General features: G+C 72.4%; 17 protein-coding genes. 6 read left to right on the top strand and 11 right to left on the bottom strand.

The window, feature by feature from the left end; translation table 11 throughout:
• Positions 1 to 32 precede the first annotated feature (32 nt).
• A complete protein-coding gene (mqnP, locus tag BM237_RS25360; protein WP_093852062.1) occupies positions 33 to 953 on the bottom strand; it encodes a menaquinone biosynthesis prenyltransferase MqnP in 921 nt (306 codons plus the stop codon).
• Positions 950 to 2,401: a menaquinone biosynthesis decarboxylase gene (locus BM237_RS25355; protein ID WP_093852061.1), complete on the bottom strand. Its 1,452-nt coding sequence runs from the start codon at positions 2,399 to 2,401 to the stop codon at positions 950 to 952. Before BM237_RS25355 ends, mqnP begins: the two co-directional genes overlap by 4 nt.
• Before the next feature lie 135 nt (positions 2,402 to 2,536).
• On the opposite strand from BM237_RS25355, the gene BM237_RS25350 reads away from it, so the two are divergent.
• A complete protein-coding gene (locus tag BM237_RS25350; protein ID WP_093852060.1) occupies positions 2,537 to 2,992 on the top strand; it encodes a PLD nuclease N-terminal domain-containing protein in 456 nt (151 codons plus the stop codon).
• A 32-nt stretch (positions 2,993 to 3,024) separates the two neighbouring features.
• On the opposite strand, the gene ccsB is transcribed toward BM237_RS25350, so the two are convergent.
• The 6 genes from ccsB to hemL all read right to left on the bottom strand — a co-directional run bounded on the left by ccsB (position 3,025) and on the right by hemL (position 9,700).
• Positions 3,025 to 4,149, bottom strand: coding sequence for a c-type cytochrome biogenesis protein CcsB (gene ccsB / locus BM237_RS25345; RefSeq protein ID WP_093852059.1), 1,125 nt, complete (start codon positions 4,147 to 4,149; stop codon positions 3,025 to 3,027).
• A gap of 5 nt (positions 4,150 to 4,154) precedes the next feature.
• Complete coding sequence (resB, locus tag BM237_RS25340; protein WP_093852058.1) at positions 4,155 to 6,002, bottom strand: cytochrome c biogenesis protein ResB; 1,848 nt, start codon at positions 6,000 to 6,002, stop codon at positions 4,155 to 4,157.
• A 1-nt stretch (position 6,003) separates the two neighbouring features.
• A complete protein-coding gene (locus BM237_RS25335) occupies positions 6,004 to 6,768 on the bottom strand; it encodes a cytochrome c biogenesis CcdA family protein (protein ID WP_093852057.1) in 765 nt (254 codons plus the stop codon).
• Positions 6,769 to 6,773: 5 nt separating this feature from the next.
• Complete coding sequence (locus tag BM237_RS25330) at positions 6,774 to 7,391, bottom strand: TlpA family protein disulfide reductase (protein WP_093852056.1); 618 nt, start codon at positions 7,389 to 7,391, stop codon at positions 6,774 to 6,776.
• Positions 7,392 to 7,559: 168 nt separating this feature from the next.
• Positions 7,560 to 8,219: a histidine phosphatase family protein gene (locus tag BM237_RS25325; protein WP_245794045.1), complete on the bottom strand. Its 660-nt coding sequence runs from the start codon at positions 8,217 to 8,219 to the stop codon at positions 7,560 to 7,562.
• 146 nt (positions 8,220 to 8,365) lie between these two features.
• Positions 8,366 to 9,700: a glutamate-1-semialdehyde 2,1-aminomutase gene (gene hemL, locus BM237_RS25320; protein ID WP_093852055.1), complete on the bottom strand. Its 1,335-nt coding sequence runs from the start codon at positions 9,698 to 9,700 to the stop codon at positions 8,366 to 8,368.
• 126 nt (positions 9,701 to 9,826) lie between these two features.
• On the opposite strand from hemL, the gene BM237_RS25315 reads away from it, so the two are divergent.
• The 3 genes from BM237_RS25315 (at position 9,827) to BM237_RS25305 (ending at position 11,774) form a co-directional block, all read left to right on the top strand.
• The gene (locus BM237_RS25315) at positions 9,827 to 10,447 is read left to right on the top strand and encodes a hypothetical protein (protein ID WP_093852054.1); all 621 of its coding nucleotides are present in this window, start codon (positions 9,827 to 9,829) and stop codon (positions 10,445 to 10,447) included.
• 80 nt (positions 10,448 to 10,527) lie between these two features.
• Positions 10,528 to 10,863, top strand: coding sequence for a YnfA family protein (locus tag BM237_RS25310; protein ID WP_093852053.1), 336 nt, complete (start codon positions 10,528 to 10,530; stop codon positions 10,861 to 10,863).
• Between the two features lie 131 nt (positions 10,864 to 10,994).
• Positions 10,995 to 11,774, top strand: coding sequence for an SDR family NAD(P)-dependent oxidoreductase (locus tag BM237_RS25305; protein WP_093852052.1), 780 nt, complete (start codon positions 10,995 to 10,997; stop codon positions 11,772 to 11,774).
• A 54-nt stretch (positions 11,775 to 11,828) separates the two neighbouring features.
• Here BM237_RS25305 and argS read toward each other — a convergent pair whose 3' ends face one another.
• The gene (gene argS, locus BM237_RS25300) at positions 11,829 to 13,613 is read right to left on the bottom strand and encodes an arginine--tRNA ligase (protein WP_093852051.1); all 1,785 of its coding nucleotides are present in this window, start codon (positions 13,611 to 13,613) and stop codon (positions 11,829 to 11,831) included.
• A gap of 178 nt (positions 13,614 to 13,791) precedes the next feature.
• On the opposite strand from argS, the gene lysS reads away from it, so the two are divergent.
• Positions 13,792 to 15,540, top strand: coding sequence for a lysine--tRNA ligase (lysS, locus tag BM237_RS25295; protein ID WP_093852094.1), 1,749 nt, complete (start codon positions 13,792 to 13,794; stop codon positions 15,538 to 15,540).
• 110 nt (positions 15,541 to 15,650) lie between these two features.
• Here the strand turns inward: lysS and BM237_RS25290 are convergent, their stop codons facing one another.
• Positions 15,651 to 16,418, bottom strand: coding sequence for an SDR family oxidoreductase (locus BM237_RS25290; protein WP_093852050.1), 768 nt, complete (start codon positions 16,416 to 16,418; stop codon positions 15,651 to 15,653).
• 74 nt (positions 16,419 to 16,492) lie between these two features.
• Between BM237_RS25290 and BM237_RS25285 the strand changes: the two genes are divergently transcribed.
• Entirely contained in the window at positions 16,493 to 17,110 is a 618-nt protein-coding gene (locus BM237_RS25285; RefSeq protein ID WP_093852049.1) for a TetR/AcrR family transcriptional regulator, read from the top strand.
• Positions 17,111 to 17,194: 84 nt separating this feature from the next.
• On the opposite strand, the gene BM237_RS25280 is transcribed toward BM237_RS25285, so the two are convergent.
• Positions 17,195 to 18,652: a DUF2637 domain-containing protein gene (locus BM237_RS25280; RefSeq protein WP_093852093.1), complete on the bottom strand. Its 1,458-nt coding sequence runs from the start codon at positions 18,650 to 18,652 to the stop codon at positions 17,195 to 17,197.
• Between the last annotated feature and the right edge of the window lie 22 nt (positions 18,653 to 18,674).

Raw genomic sequence — 18,674 nt, 5'->3', positions numbered from 1 at the left:
CCGCCGCCCCGAGCCGGCCCGTGACCGCACCGTCACACCGTCAGACCGCGCAGCGCCAGATCGAGCAGGGCGCAGCCGAACAGCACGATTCCGATGAAGCCGTTGACGGTGAAGAACGCCCGGTTCAGCCGGGACAGGTCGCCGGGCCGCACGATGGAGTGCTCGTAGACGAACGCCGCCACCACGACCGCCAGCCCCGCCCAGTACGGCGCGCCGGCCCCGGTCAGCGCGCCGTACCAGGCCAGCAGCGCCACGGTGACGACATGGGAGCCGCGGGCCCCGTACAGCGCGGCGGCTATGCCGAAGCGCGCGGGGACGGACCGCACCCCGTGGGCCCGGTCGGCGGCCACGTCCTGGCAGCCGAAGATCAGGTCGAAGCCGCCGATCCACACGCCCACCGCCAGCCCGAGGACCACCGCCTCCCACGACCAGGCGCCGGTGACCGCGATCCAGGCGCCCACGGGCCCCATGGCCTGTGCGAGCCCGAGTATGGCGTGCGGGAAGTCGGTGAACCGCTTCCCGTACGGGTAGACCACCATCGGCACCACGGCGACGGGCGCGAGCGCCAGGCACAGCGGGTTCAGCAGCGCGGCGGCCCCGAGGAAGACGGCGAGCGCGACCAGCGCCCCGGCCCACGCGGTGCGCACCGACAGCGCCCCGGTGACCAGCTCGCGCCCCGCGGTGCGCGGGTTGCGGGCGTCGATCTCCCGGTCGATGATCCGGTTGGCGGCCATCGCGAAGGTCCGCAGCCCCACCATCGCGACCGTGACCAGGAGCAGCTCCCACCAGTGGACGGTGCCGTCGTCCAGGAACATCGCGGTGAGCGAGGCGATGTACGCGAAGGGCAGCGCGAAGACCGAGTGCTCGATCATCACCAGCCGCAGGAACGCCCTGACCCGGCCGGCGGGCCGGGCGGGCTGGGGGCCGGCGACGCCCTCGGTGACGGAACTCACAGCCCGTACTCCCGCCAGCGGCGGCTGACCTTCTCGGCCGTGTCGGGGTCGGACAGGACCATGTCCGGCCAGCCCCCGTCGCGCGTGTAGCCCTCCTCGGGCCACTTGGCGGTGGCGTCGATGCCCGCCTTGCCGCCCCAGAACTGCTGGTAGGAGGCGTGGTCGAGATGGTCCACCGGCCCCTCGGTGAGGAGGAGGTCGCGGGCGTAGTCGGTGTTGCCCAGGGCGCGCCAGGCGACCTCGTGCAGATCGTGGACGTCGCAGTCGGAGTCGACCACCACGATCAGCTTGGTCAGCGACATCATGTGCGCGCCCCAGATGGCGGACATCACCTTCTGCGCGTGCTTGGGGTACTTCTTGTCGATCGAGATGATCGCGCAGTTGTGGAAGCCTCCCGCCTCGGGGAGGTGGTAGTCCACGATGTCCGGGACGATGATCTTCAGCAGCGGCAGGAAGAAGCGTTCCGTCGCCCGGCCCAGCGGCCCGTCCTCCGTCGGCGGGCGGCCCACCACGATGGACTGGAAGACCGGCCGTCTGCGCATCGTCACGCAGTCGACGGTCAGGGCCGGGAAGTCCTCCTGCGGCGTGTAGAAGCCGGTGTGGTCGCCGAACGGCCCCTCCGGGAGCATCCTTCCCGGCTCCAGCCAGCCCTCCAGCACCACCTCGGCGCGGGCGGGGACCTGGAGCGGCACCGCCTTGCAGTCCACCATCTCCACCCGCTTTCCCTGGAGGAAGCCGGCGAACAGGTACTCGTCGATGTCGCCCGGCAGCGGCGCGGTGGAGGCGTAGGTGACGGCGGGCGGGCAGCCGAAGGCGATGGCGACCGGCAGCCGCTCGCCGCGCCGTGCGGCCGTCTGGTAGTGGTTGCGGCTGTCCTTGTGGATCTGCCAGTGCATCCCGATGGTGCGCCGGTCGTGCCGCTGGAGGCGGTACAGGCCCAGGTTGCGGATGCCGGTCTCGGGGTCCTTGGTGTGGGTCAGGCCCAGGTTGAAGAAGGAGCCGCCGTCCTTGGGCCAGGTGAACAGCGCGGGCAGCTTCTCCAGGTCCACGTCGTCGCCGGTGAGGACGACCTCCTGGACGGGCGCCTCCTTGACCTTCCTCGGCGGTACGTGCGCCATCGCGCCGAGCTTGCCGAACGCCTCGCGCATCCCGACGAAGCCCTGCGGCAGCTCGGGCCGCAGCAGTCCGCCGATCTTCTCGCTGATGTCGTCGTAGGAGGACAGGCCCAGCGACTTGAGCGTGCGGCGGTCGGTGCCGAAGACGTTCATCGCCAGCGGCATGTCGGAGCCCCTGACGTTCTCGAAGAGCAGCGCCGGGCCGCCGGACTTCTGGACCCGGTCGACGATCTCCCCGACCTCCAGATGGGGATCGACCTCGGCCTTGATCCGTACGAGGTCGCCGTCGCGCTCCAGGGCCCGCAGCAGCGAGCGGAGATCGTCGTATGCCATACGGGCAAGTATCCGACACCGATTACCCTGGGCGTGTCACGGGGCCTCCTCCGGCTCCGGCCAGGCACCCCGGACCACGGGCCCGCGCAGGGCCCGGCACCTGCCGCACTACACGCTTCCAGGGGGCGTTGCCCAATGCTCAGGCTTCTTCCGACCGTTCTGATCCTGGCGGTGTGGATCTACGCCTTCATCGACTGCCTGAACACCCCCGAGAACGAGGTCCGCAAGCTGCCGAAGCCGGCATGGGTCTTCATCATCGTGCTCTTCGGATCGGTGCTGTTCGGGCCCATCGCCTGGTTCCTGGCCGGACGGCCGCGCAGGAACGCGCCCTACGGCGCCACCCGCCCCACCGAGCGCCGGTGGGTGGCGCCGGACGACAACCCCGACTTCCTGAAGTCGATCAACGAGCGCGGGCGGCAGCGCCCGGGGACGCCCGAGCCGGAGCAGGAGCGGAAGCGGGAGCAGGAGCGGGGGCAGGAGTCCGGTGAGGAGCGGGGCCGGAAGAACGACAGGAGGGACGGCGGCGCCGGCAGGGAGGCCGACAAGGATAACGGCGGGCCGGAGGACACCACCCCGCCCGCCGCCTCCTGAGAGCGCGCCCGCGTCACATCACCTCGGGACGGTCACACCCCGCCGTAGGAGTGCAGGCCGTCGAAGAAGACGTTGACGCCGTAGTAGTTGAACAGGAAGCACAGGAAGGCGATCAGCGCCAGGTACGCCGCCTTGCGCCCCTTCCAGCCCGCCGTGGCACGGGCGTGCAGGTACGCCGCGTAGCCGACCCAGGTGATGAAGGACCAGGTCTCCTTGGGGTCCCAGCCCCAGTAGCGGCCCCAGGCGTTCTCGGCCCAGATGGCGCCCGCGATGATGGTGAAGGTCCAGAACGGGAAGACGGCGGCGTTGATGCGGTAGGCGAAGCCGTCCAGCGACGCGGAGCTGGGCAGCCGCTCCAGTACGGAGCCGGCGAAGGCGCCCGGCCTGCCGCCGGCCTCCAGCTTGGCCTCGTAGCGGTCCCGGAACAGGTACAGCAGCGTGGAGACCGCGCCGAGGTAGAACAGCGCGCCGCACACGATGGCCAGCGAGACGTGGATCCACATCCAGTACGAGTCGAGCGCCGGGACGAGCTGGTCGCTCTCGGTGTAGAAGACCACGATGGCCAGGCCCAGGTCGAGCAGCACGGTGGTGACCAGCGGCAGCCCGATCCAGCGGATGTCCTTCTTCGCCACCAGGAAGGCCAGGTAGGCACCGACGGCGACCATCGAGAAGGCCGTCGAGAACTCGTACATGTTGCCCCAGGGGGCGCGCTGCACCGACAGGGCGCGGGTGAGCACCGCGGCGAAGTGCAGCAGGAAGGCCAGCACGGTGAGCGAGACGGCGATCCGGCCGTACAGGTCGCCCTGCTCGTCCCCGCCGGCCGCGCCGGGGCCGTCCGGCACACCGGTCCGGCGGCCCGGGGCGGAGCGGGTGACGACCTTGGGTCGCTCCAGCACCTCCGTACCGCCGCCGGAGGTCCGCACGGTGACGGAGACCTTGTCGGCGCCCTTCCCCGCGGCGGTCGTCCGGGCGCCCCCGGACTTCCCGGCGCCCTCGGCGGTCAGCGCGGCGGCGGTGCGGGCCACCTTGCTGCGGCTGCCGAACACCCACTCCACGATGTGCGCGACGAAGGCCAGGGCGTACACGGCCATCGCCGACTTGATCAGCAGGTTGCTGAACTCGGCGAGGCTCTCGTTCGCTGCGACGGCGATGTCCACTGGGTTCACTCGTTCTCTCCTCGTGACGAGGGGCCGGCGTCCTCGGTGGCAGCCGGTACGTCTTCTGTGGTCCCCCCCGTGCTCTCCCCGGCGTCCCGGCCGGCGTCCTGACCGGGGGCCGAGTCCTCCCCGTCCGGGTCCTCCCCGTCCGGGTCCGCCGCGGGCGGGGCGTCGTCCTGGAGGGCGAAGGCCAGGTCGCCCAGCTCCTCGGGGAGCCGTGCGGACTCGCTGCGGCCCAGCCCGGCCATCTCCACCACGGTGACGCCGTCCGCGCCGCGCCGGGCGCGGACCCACACCCTGCGGCGCCGGACGAACAGCGAGCCGGCCAGGCCGAGCACGGCGGCGGTGGCCCCGGCCAGCGCCCAGCCCTCCCCGGGCTCCTGGGAGACCTGGAAGCTGGCCCACTGCTCGACGCGGTCGAACGTCAGCGTGCCCGCGCCGTCCGGCAGCTCCACCGACTCGCCGGGGCGCAGATCGGCCCGGAACAGGTCGCCGTCCTCGGCCTTGAACTGCTCCATCTTGTCGGTGTCGAGCTGGTAGACGTTCTGCGGGAGTCCCGCGTTGACGCCCAGATCGCCGTGGAAGGCGTTGAGGGAGAGCACCGGGTAGTCCAGCTCGGGGAAGGTCGAGTGCGGCCCGCGCTCGGCGTCGATCCCGTAGGTGGGCGTGAAGATGCCCTGGAAGCCGAGCTGCTCCTTCTCGCCGTCCTTGTTCCGGTAGTCGTTGACCTTGATGACGCCCGTGGAGGTCAGCCCCAGGCTCTCCTGCGGCAGGAACGGCACCGGGCCCCGGTACGCCATCTTCCCCTGCCCGTCGGTGACGGTGACGACCGGCGCGTAGCCGTGGCCGACCAGGAAGACCTTGGAGTCGCCGACCTTCAGCGGGTGGTTGACCTCGATGGAGGTCTTCTTCTCGGGGCCGTCCGCGCCCTCCCAGTACGAGACGTCGGCGCGGAAGGTGCGCGCGGTGCCGCGCTGCGGGCCGGTGCGCTCGAAGGAGGCGTGGAACTCCTCCAGCGTGAAGCCGAAGACGTCCAGGTCGTCGGTGTCGTACAGCGACCCGGAGGTGAAGTCGTCGTAGTGGACGAGCGTGTTGGAGAACCCGTCGCCCTCCACGATGAGCTTGCCGCCCTCGGAGTTCCACAGCTGCCCGGCCGCGAAGGCGAGCAGCATCACGATCAGCGAGACGTGGAAGACGAGGTTGCCGGCCTCTCGCAGATAGCCCTTCTCGGCGGCGACCGAGCCTCCGGAGACGGATCCGCCGGAGCCGTCCGGGCCGCCGGTCTCCTCGGTCGGACAGGTGCGGAAGCGGCGCCCCCGCAGCAGCGTCCGCGCCGCCCGGAGCACCTGCTCCGGCTCGGTGTCGGTGCGCCAGGTGGTGTGGGCGGGCATCCCGGTCAGCCGGCGCGGCGCGCGCGGCGGACGGGAGCGCAGCTGGCCGACGAACTGCCAGCTGCGCGGAAGGATGCAGCCGATGAGCGAGACGAACAGCAGGATGTAGATCGCGGAGAACCACACCGAGCTGTAGACGTCGAAGAGCTGGAGTCTGTCGTAGACCTCCGCCAGCGTCCCGTTGCGCTCCTTGAAGTCGCGCACGGCGAAGGCGTCCGCGCCGTTCTGCGGGATCAGCGAGCCGGGGACGGCGGCGAGCGAGAGCAGGAAGAGCAGGATCAGCGCGACCCGCATCGAGGTGAGCTGCCGCCAGAACCAGCGGGCCCAGCCCACCGGCCCCAGGGCGGGGACGTCGACCGACGGGTCCTCGCGGGGGGCCGTGGAGATCCGGCCGCCGGCCTCCTGCTCCTCGGCGTCGGCCCGGGTGTTCTCGGGAGCTTTCCCGACATCGGCTGTGGGCATCTCAGATCCCTACGGTGAAGCTGTTGGTCCAGGTGCGCATTTCGGTCAGCAGCAGGTCCCACGCCCCGGTGAGCATCAAGACCCCCAGCGCGACCAGCATCCCCCCGCCGATCCGCATGACCCACACGTAGTGCCGCTTGACCACGGCGAAGGCGCCGATCGCCCGCCGGAAGGCCACCGCCGTCAGTATCAGCGGCAGGCCCAGGCCCAGGCAGTAGGCGACCGTCAGCAGCGCTCCCCGCCCCGCGCTCGCCTCGCTGAGCGCCAGTGTGTTGACCGCGGCCAGCGTGGGCCCCAGGCACGGCGTCCAGCCGACGCCGAAGAGCACACCCAGCACGGGGGCGCCGGCCAGGCCCACGGCCGGTCTGCGGTGGAAGCGGAACTCGCGCTGCCCGACCCCCTTGAGCAGTCCGGCGAAGAGCAGGCCCATCGCGATCAGGAACACGCCCAGGATCCGGGTGATCGTCTCCTGGTGCTCCAGGAGCGTCTGGCCGAAGTAGCCGAAGAGGGCGCCGCCCGAGACGAAGACCGCCGTGAAGCCCGCGACGAACAGGGAGGCGCCGAGCACCATCCGCCCTCTGCGCGCCTCGGCCAGGTCGGCGCCGCCGATGCCCGTGACGTAGGAGAGGTAGCCGGGGACGAGCGGCAGAACGCAGGGGGAGAAGAACGACACCAGCCCACCCAGCAGGGCGATGGGGATCGCCAGGAGCAGACCGCCGGTCAGGACGGTCTCGTAGATCCCCGTCCCGGAGGCGAGGTGGAGCATCCGCCTCACTTCTCCTTGATCAGGGGCTCGATCATGGAGCGGAGTTCCTCCTCGCCGAGCGGCTTCAGGGCCCGGGCGGCGATCCTCCCCTCCCGGTCGAGGACGAGGGTGGAGGGGATGGCCTGCGGGTTGAGGCTGCCCTTGGGGAAGCGCAGCAGGAGCTTGCCGGAGGGGTCGTAGAGGCTGGGGTAGGGCACCTCGTACTCCTCCTCGAAGCGCTGGGCCGGGACCCGGTCGAGGTCCCGGGTGTTGATCCCGACGAACCGCACTCCCCGGTCCTCGGTGTCGCCCGCCACCTTCACCAGGTGCGGCATCTCGGCGCGGCAGGGCGGGCACCACGAGCCCCAGACGTTGAGGACCACGACATCGCCCCGGTAGTCGGCGACGTCCAGCCGCTTCCCGTCCACCGTCTCGCCGGAGAGCTCGGGGGCGGGCTTGCGATCGGCCGGCTTCACCTCGGTGACCGCGCCCGTTCCGTCCACGTAGTTCTTGCCGGATCCGCCGCTCTGCTCCTGGCCGCCGCCGGCGCCGCAGCCCGACAGGATCAGTGCGCAGGCCGCCGCGGCGGTGACGGCCGCGGACAGCCGGGAGCGGCCCGGGGAGCCGGTAGCGCGAAGAAACATGTGAAAAGTTTCCCATGCGCCTCGCGCAGGCGTTCCCCCGCCCCCACCAAAAGGCCCCACCGGGCGATACCCCGACAACTCCCCCACCCGATTGTGACTTGGGTCACTCCGGATGGCGGTCGCCGGGTAGTCGCCGACCGGCCGCGGCGCCGCGGCCGGTCGGGCCGTTCAGGCTCCGAACCCGGGGCCCCTGCCCCCCGCCTGCCCCTTGACCGGCTTCGCCCCGGCCCTCAGGTGCGGCGGCACCAGATCGCGGGCCGGCTCGCTGTAGCCGACCGAGACGATCCGGTCGCCGACGAAGGTGAAGGTGGTCAGCGACGCCAGGGTGCACTGCCGCCTGCGCGGGTCGTGCCACAGCCGGCGGCGTTCGACGAAGCTGCGCACCGTCCAGATCGGCAGCTGGTGGCTGACGCACAGCGCCTCGTGACCGCGGGCGGCGTCCCGGGCGGCCTCCAGCGCCGCCATCATCCGCACCACCTGGTCGATGTACGGCTCGCCCCACGACGGGCGGAAGGGGTTGCGCAGGTGCGGCCAGTTCGCGACCCGCCGCAGCGCCCCGTCCCCGACGCCGAAGGTCTTGCCCTGGAAGATGTTCTCCGCCTCGATCAGCCGCTCGTCGCCGACCACGTCCAGGCCGTGCGCCTTGGCGATCGGCGAGGCGGTCTCCTGGGCGCGCTCCAGCGGGGAGGCGACGACATGGGCGATGTCACGTCCGGCCAGATGCTCGGCGACCCGCTCGGCCATACGGCGCCCCAGGTCGGAGAGGTGGTAGCCGGGCAGGCGCCCGTAGAGGATCCCCTTGGGGTTCTCCACCTCGCCGTGCCGCATCAGATGGACGACGGTGCGCTTCCCGCCGCCGTGCTGCTCGCGCTCCCCCGCCGTTCCGGAGGAGAGCGCCACATCCGCCGGGTCCGTCATTCCCGCGGGGTCCGCCGACTCCGCCGGGTTCGGGGCGCCCCCGTTCGGCACGCCCGTCATGCCCCCTCCTCCCCGGCGGCGCCGGCCCGCGCGGCGGCGCGCGCGGCCGGCGGCAGGGCGGCGGCGATCCGCTCGACGGCCCGGTCGTCGTGGGCGGTGGAGACGAACCAGGACTCGAAGGCCGAGGGCGGCAGATAGACGCCCCGGGCCAGCATCTCGTGGAAGAAGGCGGTGAAGCGGAACGACTCCTGGCGCCTGGCCGCGTCGTAGTCCGCCACGTCCTCGTCGGTGAAGAAGACCGAGAACATGTTGCCCGCACTCTGCAGCCGGTGCGCCACGCCCTCCTCGGCCAGCGCCTCGGTGACCAGCGCGCGGATCTCGGCGGAGACGGCGTCCAGCCGCTCGTACGCCGCGTCGTCCAGCAGGCGGAGCTGGGCGAGGCCGGCGGCGGTGGCGACCGGGTTCCCGGAGAGGGTGCCGGCCTGGTAGACGGGTCCGGCGGGGGCGAGGTGGGCCATCACGTCGGCCCGGCCGCCGAAGGCCGCGGCCGGGAAGCCGCCGCCCATCACCTTGCCGAAGGTCATCAGGTCCGGCACGACGCCGTCCAGGCCGTACCAGCCGGCCTTCGAGACGCGGAATCCGGTCATCACCTCGTCCGAGACGTACAGCGCCCCGTTCTCCTCGCACAGGCGCTTGAGCCCGGCGTTGAAGCCGTCGCGCGGCGGCACGACGCCCATGTTGCCCGGCGACGCCTCGGTGATCACGCACGCGATCTCGCCGGGGTGCGCGGCGAAGGCGGCGGCGACCGAGTCCAGATCGTTGTACGGCAGCACCAGGGTGTCCCCGGCCTGCGCGCCCGTCACACCGGGGGTGTCGGGCAGGGCGAAGGTGGCCACGCCCGAGCCGGCCGCGGCCAGCAGCGCGTCGACGTGTCCGTGGTAGCAGCCGGCGAACTTGACCACCTTGGCCCGCCCGGTGAAACCGCGCGCCAGGCGGATCGCGGACATCGTGGCCTCGGTGCCGGAGGAGACCAGCCGCACCTGGTCGACGGGGGCGACGCGGGCGACGATCTCCTCGGCCAGCTCGACCTCGCCCTCACCGGGCGTGCCGAAGGACGTGCCGTGCGCGACCGCCCGCCGCACCGCCTCGACCACGGCGGGGTGGGCGTGCCCGAGGACCATCGGGCCCCAGGAACACACGAGGTCCACGTACTCACGGCCGTCGGCGTCGGTGAGGTACGGACCGGTACCGGACACCATGAAGCGGGGCGTACCGCCCACGGCGCGGAAAGCGCGCACCGGAGAATTCACGCCTCCGGGCGTCACGACGGCGGCACGGTCGTACAGCGACTGCGATACTGGGGCATCGTACGGATAGCTCACGCAAGCCATGGTCTCAGAGCCTCGCGCGCATGTGCGGCCGGGCGTTTCACAGCCCGCCAGAAGGGGAGGTCTCTGGAAGTCTCTGAGACGATGATCTGGTTGCGCGGCGGGGGCCGCAAGTGGTCGGGTGGTGACATGCAGCGCGGTGGCGGACTGGGCGAGGGCACGGGGGACCTGGGCCGGGGCCCCAGACGGGCGCGGGGGCGCCACCGGCGGGACCGCGACGCGAGAGCGGTCAGCGAGACCGCCGAGGTCGGGGCCGGCGAGACCGGGGCGGCCGGGGCCGAGGGCACGGAGACGAGGAGCAGCAAGGGTGGCCGGGTGGGGGTGACCTACAAGTACTTCGGCGCGCCGGACGGCGCCACAGCCGCCCGAGTGCCCATCGCGATGCGCCCGGACGAGCTCGGCGGGGACGAACTGGGCCACGGCATGTTCACCAGCATCAAGCCGGAGACGATGGCCGCCATGGTCCTCACCGGCATCGAGGGCGTCCCGCTGCACAGGGTGCCTCCGCTGGAACTGGTCGTCCTCCACTCCGACTACGCGGTGGTCAGGCTCCCCATGACGGTCGTCGACCCGCTGCGCGGCATCGGGGAGGAGTCGGTGGGCGCCGCCGCCTTCATCTGGTCCACCGTCCCCGACCGGGGCGGCCCGCGCGACGCCTTCGACGTCTACCGGCTCCTGCACGAGTGGCAGGACTTCAGCCACCGGCTCCACGAGGCCGGCCACCAGCCGTACTGCCTGGTCTGGCCCTGAGCACACCCTGAACGGTCCCCGGACGATCCCTGGACGATCCCCGGGGGCAGGCGCCGGCGCCTGCCCTCTACGCTCCCGGTATGTCCGTCGCGCGCTCCGTCCTGCTGTTCGCCCTGGCCGCCCTCCTGGAGATCGGCGGCGCCTGGCTGGTGTGGCAGGGAGTGCGCGAGCACCGCGGCTGGACGTGGATCGGCGCCGGGGTGATCGCACTGGGCGCATACGGCTTCGTCGCCACCTTCCAGCCGGACGCGAACTTCGGCCGTGTGCTGGCGGCGTACGGCGGGGTCTTCGTCGCGGGCTCCCTGACCTGGGGCATGGTCGTGGACGGTTTCCGGCCGGACCGCTGGGACGTCGCGGGAGCGCTGGTCTGCCTGGCCGGGGTCGCGCTGATCATGTATGCGCCGCGGGGCGGGTGAAACCGGCCGGGGGTCCGGGGGACGCCCCCGGGCAGCACAGCATGTACGCGCCGCGGGGCGGGTGAAACCGGCCGCCTATCCTTCGAGGCGGTCCGCCCCGGAAACGTCCACCACCCCGCGAGGAGCCCTCCATGACCCCGCCCGCCGAGCAACAGCCCACCGCCGTCATCACCGGCGCGAGCAGCGGTATCGGCGCCGCCGCCGCGCGCCGGCTGGCCGCCGCCGGGTACCGCACCGTGCTCACCGCCCGCCGCGCCGACCGTGTGGAGGAGCTCGCCGCCGGGCTGAACGCCGACGGGCACCGGGCCGAGGCGCACCCCCTGGACGTCACCGACCGCGCCGCCGTGGACGCCTTCGCCTCCCGGCTCGGCCCCCTCGCCCCCGGCAGCGTGCTGGTCAACAACGCCGGCGGCGCCCTGGGCCTGGAGCCCGTGGCCACCGCCGACCCCGCCGACTGGCAGTCGATGTACGAGGTCAACGTGCTGGGTACGCTCCACATGACGCAGGCCCTGCTCCCGGCCCTGACCGCCTCGGGCGACGGCACCGTGCTCGTGCTCTCCTCCACCGCGGGCCACGGCACCTACGAGGGCGGCGCCGGCTATGTCGCCTCCAAGCACGGCGCCCACGTCCTGGCCGAAACCCTCCGCCTGGAGCTGTGCGGGCAGCCGGTGCGCGTCATCGAGATCGCGCCCGGCATGGTGCGCACCGAGGAGTTCTCCCTCACCCGCTTCCGCGGCGACGCCGAGAAGGCGGCGAAGGTCTACGAGGGCGTCGCCGAGCCGCTGACCGCCGAGGACGTGGCCGACACCGTCGTCTGGGCCGTCACCCGGCCCCCGCACGTCAACGTCGACCTGCTGGTCGTCCGCCCCCGCGCCCAGGCGTCCAACACCAAGGTGCACCGCGAACGCTGAACGGCGGGCCCGTGCCGCACCGGGAACGCCCGGTGCGGCACGGGCCCGCGGACCTCAGAGCCGCTCGGGGGTGCGGATGCCCAGCAGCGCCATGCCCTGCCGCAGGGTGCGGGCCGTCAGGTCGCACAGGAAGAGCCTGTTCTCCCTGACCGCCTCCGACTCCGCCCGGATCACCGGGCACTGGTCGTAGAACGTCGTGTAGAGCGAGGCGAGCTGGTAGAGGTACGCGGCCAGCTTGTGCGGCTCGTACGTCTCGGCCACGCCCGCCAGCGTCTCGGCGAACTCGTCCAGGTGCAGGCCCAGCGCCCGCTCGGCCGGGGCCAGTTCGACCTCCGGGTGCGCGGCGGGCCGCGCGTCGCCGGCCTTGCGCAGGATCGACTGGATCCGGGCGTAGGCGTACTGGAGGTAGACGCTGGTGTCGCCGTTGAGCGAGACCATCCGGTCCAGGTCGAAGACGTAGTCGCGCGACATGGACGTCGACAGGTCGGCGTACTTCACCGCGCCGATGCCCACCTGGGCGCCGCGCTCGGCGATCTCCTCCTCCGTCAGCTCCAGACCGCCCTGCTCCGCCTTCTCCCGCACCACGGCCGTGGCCCGCTCGACGGCCTCGTCCAGCAGGTCCACCAGCCGGACCGTCTCGCCCTCACGGGTCTTGAACGGCTTGCCGTCCTTGCCCAGCACCGTGCCGAAGGCGAGCTGCCGCGCGGCGTCCCCGGGCAGCCAGCCGGCCCGGCGCGCGGTCTCGAAGACCATCTTGAAGTGCAGCGCCTGCCGGGCGTCCACCACGTACAGCAGGGTGTCGGCGCCCAGCTTCCCGACCCGGTCGCGGATGGCGGCCAGGTCGGTGGCGGCGTAGCCGAAACCGCCGTTGGACTTCTGCACGATCAGCGGGACGGGCTTGCCGTCGGGGCCCTTGACGTCGTCGAAGAACACGCACAGCGCGCCCTCGGAGCGCACCGCGACGCCGCTGTCCTCCAGTTCCTTCACGACCTGCTGGAGGTCGTCGTTGTAGGCGCTCTCGCCGACCACGTCCGCGTCGCGGATCTCCACGTCGAGCTGGTCGTAGACCGCGTGGAAGTAGATCATCGACTCGCCGACGATCCTCCGCCACATCTCCAGCGTGGCCCGGTCGCCGCTCTGCAGGAGCACCACCCGGTCGCGGGCGCGCGCCTTGAACTCCTCGTCGGAGTCGAACAGCGCCCGGGCCGCCTTGTAGAGCCGGTTCAGCCGGGACATCGCGGCCTCGCCGGACGCGCCGGAGCCGCCGGCCTCCTCGCCGGAGGCATGGTCCAGCTCGTGCGGGTGCTCGACCAGGTACTGGATGAGCATGCCGAACTGCGTGCCCCAGTCCCCGATGTGGTGCCGCCGGACGACCTTCTCGCCCCGGTGCTCCAGGATCTGCACGATCGCGTCGCCGATCACCGTCGAGCGCAGGTGCCCGACGTGCATCTCCTTGGCCACGTTGGGCTGCGAGTAGTCGATGACGGTGGTGCCCGGCCGCTCGGCGTACGGCACGCCCAGCCGCTCGTCGGCCGCCCGCGCCGCCAGCGTCCGCACGATCGCGGCGTCGGAGACGGTGATGTTGAGGAAGCCGGGCCCGGAGACCTCGATGCCGGCGATCTCGTCCGTCTCCGGCAGCGCGGCGACCACCCTGCCGGCCAGCTCGCGCGGGTTGCCCCCCAGCTTCTTGGCCAGCGCCAGCATCCCGTTGGCCTGGAAGTCCGCCCGGTCGCTGCGTCGCAGCAGCGGGTCTGCCGACGCGACCTCCGGCAGGGCTGCCGAGAGGGCGTCCGCGACGCGCTGGTGGACGGTTGCGGCAAGGGAGGGGACCGAGGCCATGAAGGAGTGCCGTTCCTCTGAGTGGGGTTTTCGGATCGGTCCAGTATCCCACGCGGCCCACCGCCGGGGCGCGCGCGTTCATCGCGGGCGCGCGGCCCGTACCGCGTCTGAAACAATGGAGCCGTCATCTTGGACACCGCAGCTTGGACACCACAGCCAGGAAAGGGACGTGCCGACCGTGGCTCAGAGCACAGAGGCCGACTGGGTCTCCCGCATCGCGGACGAGGTCATCGCCGAGGCGGAGCGCCGCGCCCCCGGCAAACCGGTCGTCTGCGCCTCGGGTCTGAGCCCCTCCGGCCCCATCCACCTGGGCAACCTCCGCGAGGTCATGGTGCCGCACCTCGTCGCCGACGAGATCAAGCGGCGCGGCGTGCCCTGCGAGCACATCCTGTCCTGGGACGACTACGACCGCTTCCGCAAGGTCCCGGCGGGCATCGAGGGCGTCGACGCCTCGTGGTCGGAGCACATCGGCAAGCCGCTCACCGCGGTGCCCGCGCCTCCCGGCAGTGAGCACTCCAGCTGGGCCGAGCACTTCAGGGCCGCCATGGTGCGGGCGCTGGACGAGCTGGGCGTCGAGGTGCGCGGCATCAGCCAGACGGAGATGTACACCTCCGGCGCGTACAGCGAGCAGATCCTCTTCGCCATGCGCGAGCGCGCCCGCATCGACGCCGTCCTGGACCGCTACCGCACCAAGGTCACGCCCGAGAGCGCCGGCAATGCCTCGAAGAAGCAGGGCGGGCCGAAGGACGCCGAGATGTCCGCGGCGGAGATCGAGGCCGCCGAGGGCTCGGGCGCCGCGGGCGAGGACGACGGCAGCGCGGGCGACGCCGGGTACTTCCCGTACAAGCCGTACTGCTCCGTCTGCGACCGCGACCTGACGACGATCACCGCGTACGACGACGAGAGCACGCGGCTGACGTACGTGTGCCGGTGCGGCCACGAGGAGACGGTGCTGCTGTCGGAGCACCGCCGCGGCAAGCTGGTCTGGAAGGTCGACTGGCCGATGCGCTGGGCGTACGAGGGCGTGGTCTTCGAGCCCTCCGGCGTGGACCACCAGTCCCCCGGCTCCTCCTACGTCGTCGGCGGGCAGCTGGTGCGGGAGATCTTCGGCGGCGAGCAGCCGATCGGTCCGATGTACGCCTTCGTCGGCATCAGCGGCATGGCGAAGATGTCCAGTTCCAAGGGCGGGGTTCCCACCCCGCTCGACGCGCTGGAGATCATGGAGGCTCCGCTGCTGCGCTGGCTGTACGCCCGCCGCCGCCCGAACCAGTCCTTCAAGATCGCCTTCGACCAGGAGATCCAGCGGCTCTACGACGAGTGGGACGCCCTGGAACGCAAGGTCGCCGACGGCGCCGCGCAGCCCGCGGACGCCGCCGCGTACCGCCGTGCCACCACCACCGCCGGCGGCGAACTGCCCCGCACCCCGCGCCCGCTGCCGTACCGCACACTGGCGTCGGTGGCGGACATCACCACCGGGGACGAGGCGCAGACGCTGCGCATCCTGAGCGAGCTGGACCCGGACAACCCGGTGGGCTCCCTGGACGAGACGCGTCCGCGCCTGGACTGCGCGCAGCGGTGGATCAGCACCCACGTGCCGGCCGAGCAGCGCACCCGGGTGCGCGAGGAAGCGGACACCGAACTGCTGGCCTCGCTCGACGACGACGCGCGCGAGTCGCTGCGACTGCTGCTGGACGGTCTGGACGACCACTGGTCGCTGGACGGTCTGACCACCCTGGTCTACGGCGTGCCCAAGGTGCGGGCGGGCCTGTCGCCGGACGCCAGGCCGACCCCGGAGCTGAAGGTGGCCCAGCGCGCCTTCTTCGCCCTGCTGTACAGGCTGCTGGTGGGCCGCGACACCGGCCCGCGGCTGCCCACGCTGCTGCTGGCCGTCGGCGCGGACCGGGTCCGCAAGCTGCTGGGCGCGTAACACCGACGCCCGCCCGTGCCGCGGCTCCGGCGCTCCTGAAGGAGTGCCGGAGCCGCGGCACGGGGCACGGACGGTTCACGGAACCCCCGGCCCCGGTCCGGCGGGGTCGATCAGAGCTGGGATCCTCCGGTCGCGTCGACGACCTGGCCGGTGACCCAGCGGGCGTCGTCCGACGCCAGGAAGGCCACCACGTCCGCCACGTCCTCGGGGCGGCCCACCCTGCCGAGCGCCGAGAGCTCCGCCGCGGAACGCTCGGCTTCCTCGTTGCCCCGCAGCCAGGCGGCGTTCATGTCGGTGTCGACGATGCCCGGCGCCACGGAGTTGACGGTGATGCCCCGGCTGCCGAGGGCCTTGGCGAGGGTGAGGGTGAAGGTGTCGACCGCCCCCTTGGTCATGCTGTAGGCGATGATGTCGGTCAGCGCGATGCGCGTCGCCCCGGACGAGACGTTGATGATCCGGCCGCCGTCCCGCAGCCGCTTGAGCCCCTGCTGGACCAGGAAGAACGGGGCACGGACGTTGACGGCGAAGGCCTCCTCGAACGACTCGGGCGTGGTCTCCTCGATCTGTCCCCGCGGGGTGATGCCCGCGTTGTTCACGAGGATGTCCAGACCACTGCGGTCGTCGTGGTCGAGGACCAGGCGGTCGAACTCCGACCACAGGGTCTCCACGTCTCCGCGCACACCCAGTTCGGCGCGCACCGCGAACGCCGCGCCCCCCGCCGCGCGGACGGCAGCCACGGTCTCCTGTGCCGCGGTCCCGTTCCGTCCGTAGTGCACGGCCACCAGGGCGCCCTCCCGGGCGAGCCGCTCGGCCGTCGCCCGGCCGATCCCGCGGCTGCCACCGGTCACCAGAGCCGTCTTTCCGTTCAGCGAGCCCATGACCACTCCTATTCCGTAGCGATGGCTAGTGAATAGTACAGTGATTACATAGCGATCGCTGTAGAATTAACGCCATGACACCACGAGGGAGAGGACGCCCCAGGAGCTTCGACCGGGACGCCGCACTCGTCCGGGCCACCCTGCTCTTCTGGGAGCACGGCTACGAGGGGACCTCCATCTCCGACCTGACCAGGGAGCTGGGCATCTCGCCGCCGAGTCTGTACGCGGCCTTCGGCGACAAGCGCACGCTCTTCACCGAGGTCGTCGAGCGGTACGGGGAGACCTTCGGGGCCTTCATGGGCAGGGCCCTGGACGAGGAGGACGACACTCGCGCCGCGTTCGCGCGGATGCTCCTCGAGGCGGCGGTGTCCTACACCGACCCCGCGCACCCGGCCGGCTGCCTGATCATCTCGGCGGCCGTCAACTACTCGTCGCAGACCGCAGACGTCGAACGGGACCTGCGCGACCGGCGGGTGACGAACGTCCGCGTCTTCGAGGAACGGCTGGCCGACGCCGGAAGACGGGGCGAGCTGCCCGCCGGGGTCGACGCGCACACGCTCGCCCACTACTTCGCCGCGGTCGTCCAGGGACTGTCCCAGCAGGCCCGGGACGGAGCGACCGCCGGGGAGCTGGAGCGGGTGGCCGAACTGGCCATGTCGGTGTGGCCCGCCCCGGCCCGCGAGAGGGCCTGAGCCGCCTTCCTCCGCCCCGGCCTCACCCCCGGCCTCACGCCCCGGGGACCGCCCGCCGGGCGGAGGTGGAGATCCGGCGGGCGGTCAGCCCCCCGTGCCCATCTCGTCGTTGTACCGCTCCCGGAACTCCCGCAGATACGGGCGGAGGTGGCCCTCGCTGAGCAGACTGCCGTCGGCGTCGGTGACGTTGTGGCGCTCGTGGAGGGCGCGGGCCAGCTCCCGGGCGTTGGGGCGCCGGCCGTGCTCGGCCATGAACTCCCGGAACGCGAGGTAGTACACCTCCGTGTACTGGGTGCCGCTGGGCATGCCGGTCGGCCTGGTGGCGTCCGGCTCCGGCACCGCCTCCCGGCGCGGCCCGGGGACGGCGGCAGGCGCCCCGGCGCCGGAGCCGGGACGGCCCATCGGGCGTCGGCGGCCCCCCTCGTTGACCGGCACCGTCACCTCGGTGCGGGCCGCCGCGGCCCCGGCCGCGTACACGGGTGCGGCCGCCTCCACCGGCATTTCCGCCGATACCTCTACCGGCGCCTCCACCGGCACCTCCGCCGGTGCGGACCGCACGTCCTGTACGGCCTCCCGCCGCGCGGTCTCCCACGGCGCGGGCTCGGAGAACGGCACCGCGGCCGCCTCCCGCACGGCCTCCGCCTCCTCCTCGACCGACCTCCAGGACGGGGGCAGGATCTCGTGCCCGTCCCGCACGGCCGCCTCCGCCGGGGCCGCCGTACCCGGCACGGTCCCCTCACCGGTCACCCCACCGGTCACCTCATCGCTCCCGGGCGCCCCGCCGGGCGCGGGCGTCCGCTCCGCGGACGTCCCCGCGGGGAGCGCCTCGGCCGGCGCGGCCTTCCCGCCCACGGCGGGCAGTGCCTGCGGGTCGATGCCGGCGGCGGCCAGGCCGGCCGGGCCGGTCTCCGCCAGCGGCACCCCGTACCGGGCCAGCCGCAGCGGCATCAGCGCCTCCACCGGCGCCCGCCGCTTCCAGGTGCGCCCGTAGCGCGCCCGCAGCCGCGCCTCGTAGATGAGGCGGTCCTGCTCCATGCGGATCACCTGGTCGTAGGAGCGCAGCTCCCACAGCTTCATCCGGCGCCACAGCCGGAAGGTGGAGGGGAAGGCCAGCAGCCAGCGCGAGATCCGCACGCCCTCCATGTGCTTGTCGGCGGTGATGTCGGCGATCCGGCCGACCGCGTGCCGCGCGGCCTCGACCGCGACGACGAACAGCACCGGGATCACCGCGTGCATCCCGACTCCCAGCGGGTCGGGCCAGGCGGCGGCGCCGTTGAAGGCGATGGTGGCGGCCGTCAGCAGCCAGGCGGTCTGCCGCAGCATCGGGAAGGGGATGCGGATCCAGGTCAGCAGCAGGTCCAGGGCGAGCAGCACCACGATCCCGGCGTCGATGCCGATGGGGAAGAACGGCGCGAAGCCGCCGAACCCCTTCTGTTCGGCGAGGTCGCGGACGGCGGCGTACGATCCGGCGAAGCCGATCGCCGCGATCACCACCGCCCCGGCGACGACCACGCCGATGAGTATTCGGTGAGTGCGTGTCAGGTCCACTGCTGCGTCCTCGCGA

Origin of the sequence: Streptomyces mangrovi (assembly GCF_900114215.1) — a bacterium.
GTDB lineage: Bacteria > Actinomycetota > Actinomycetes > Streptomycetales > Streptomycetaceae > Streptomyces > Streptomyces barkulensis.
Note: the sequence above shows the minus strand (reverse complement) of the source record. Positions and strands in the feature narration are given on the sequence as shown.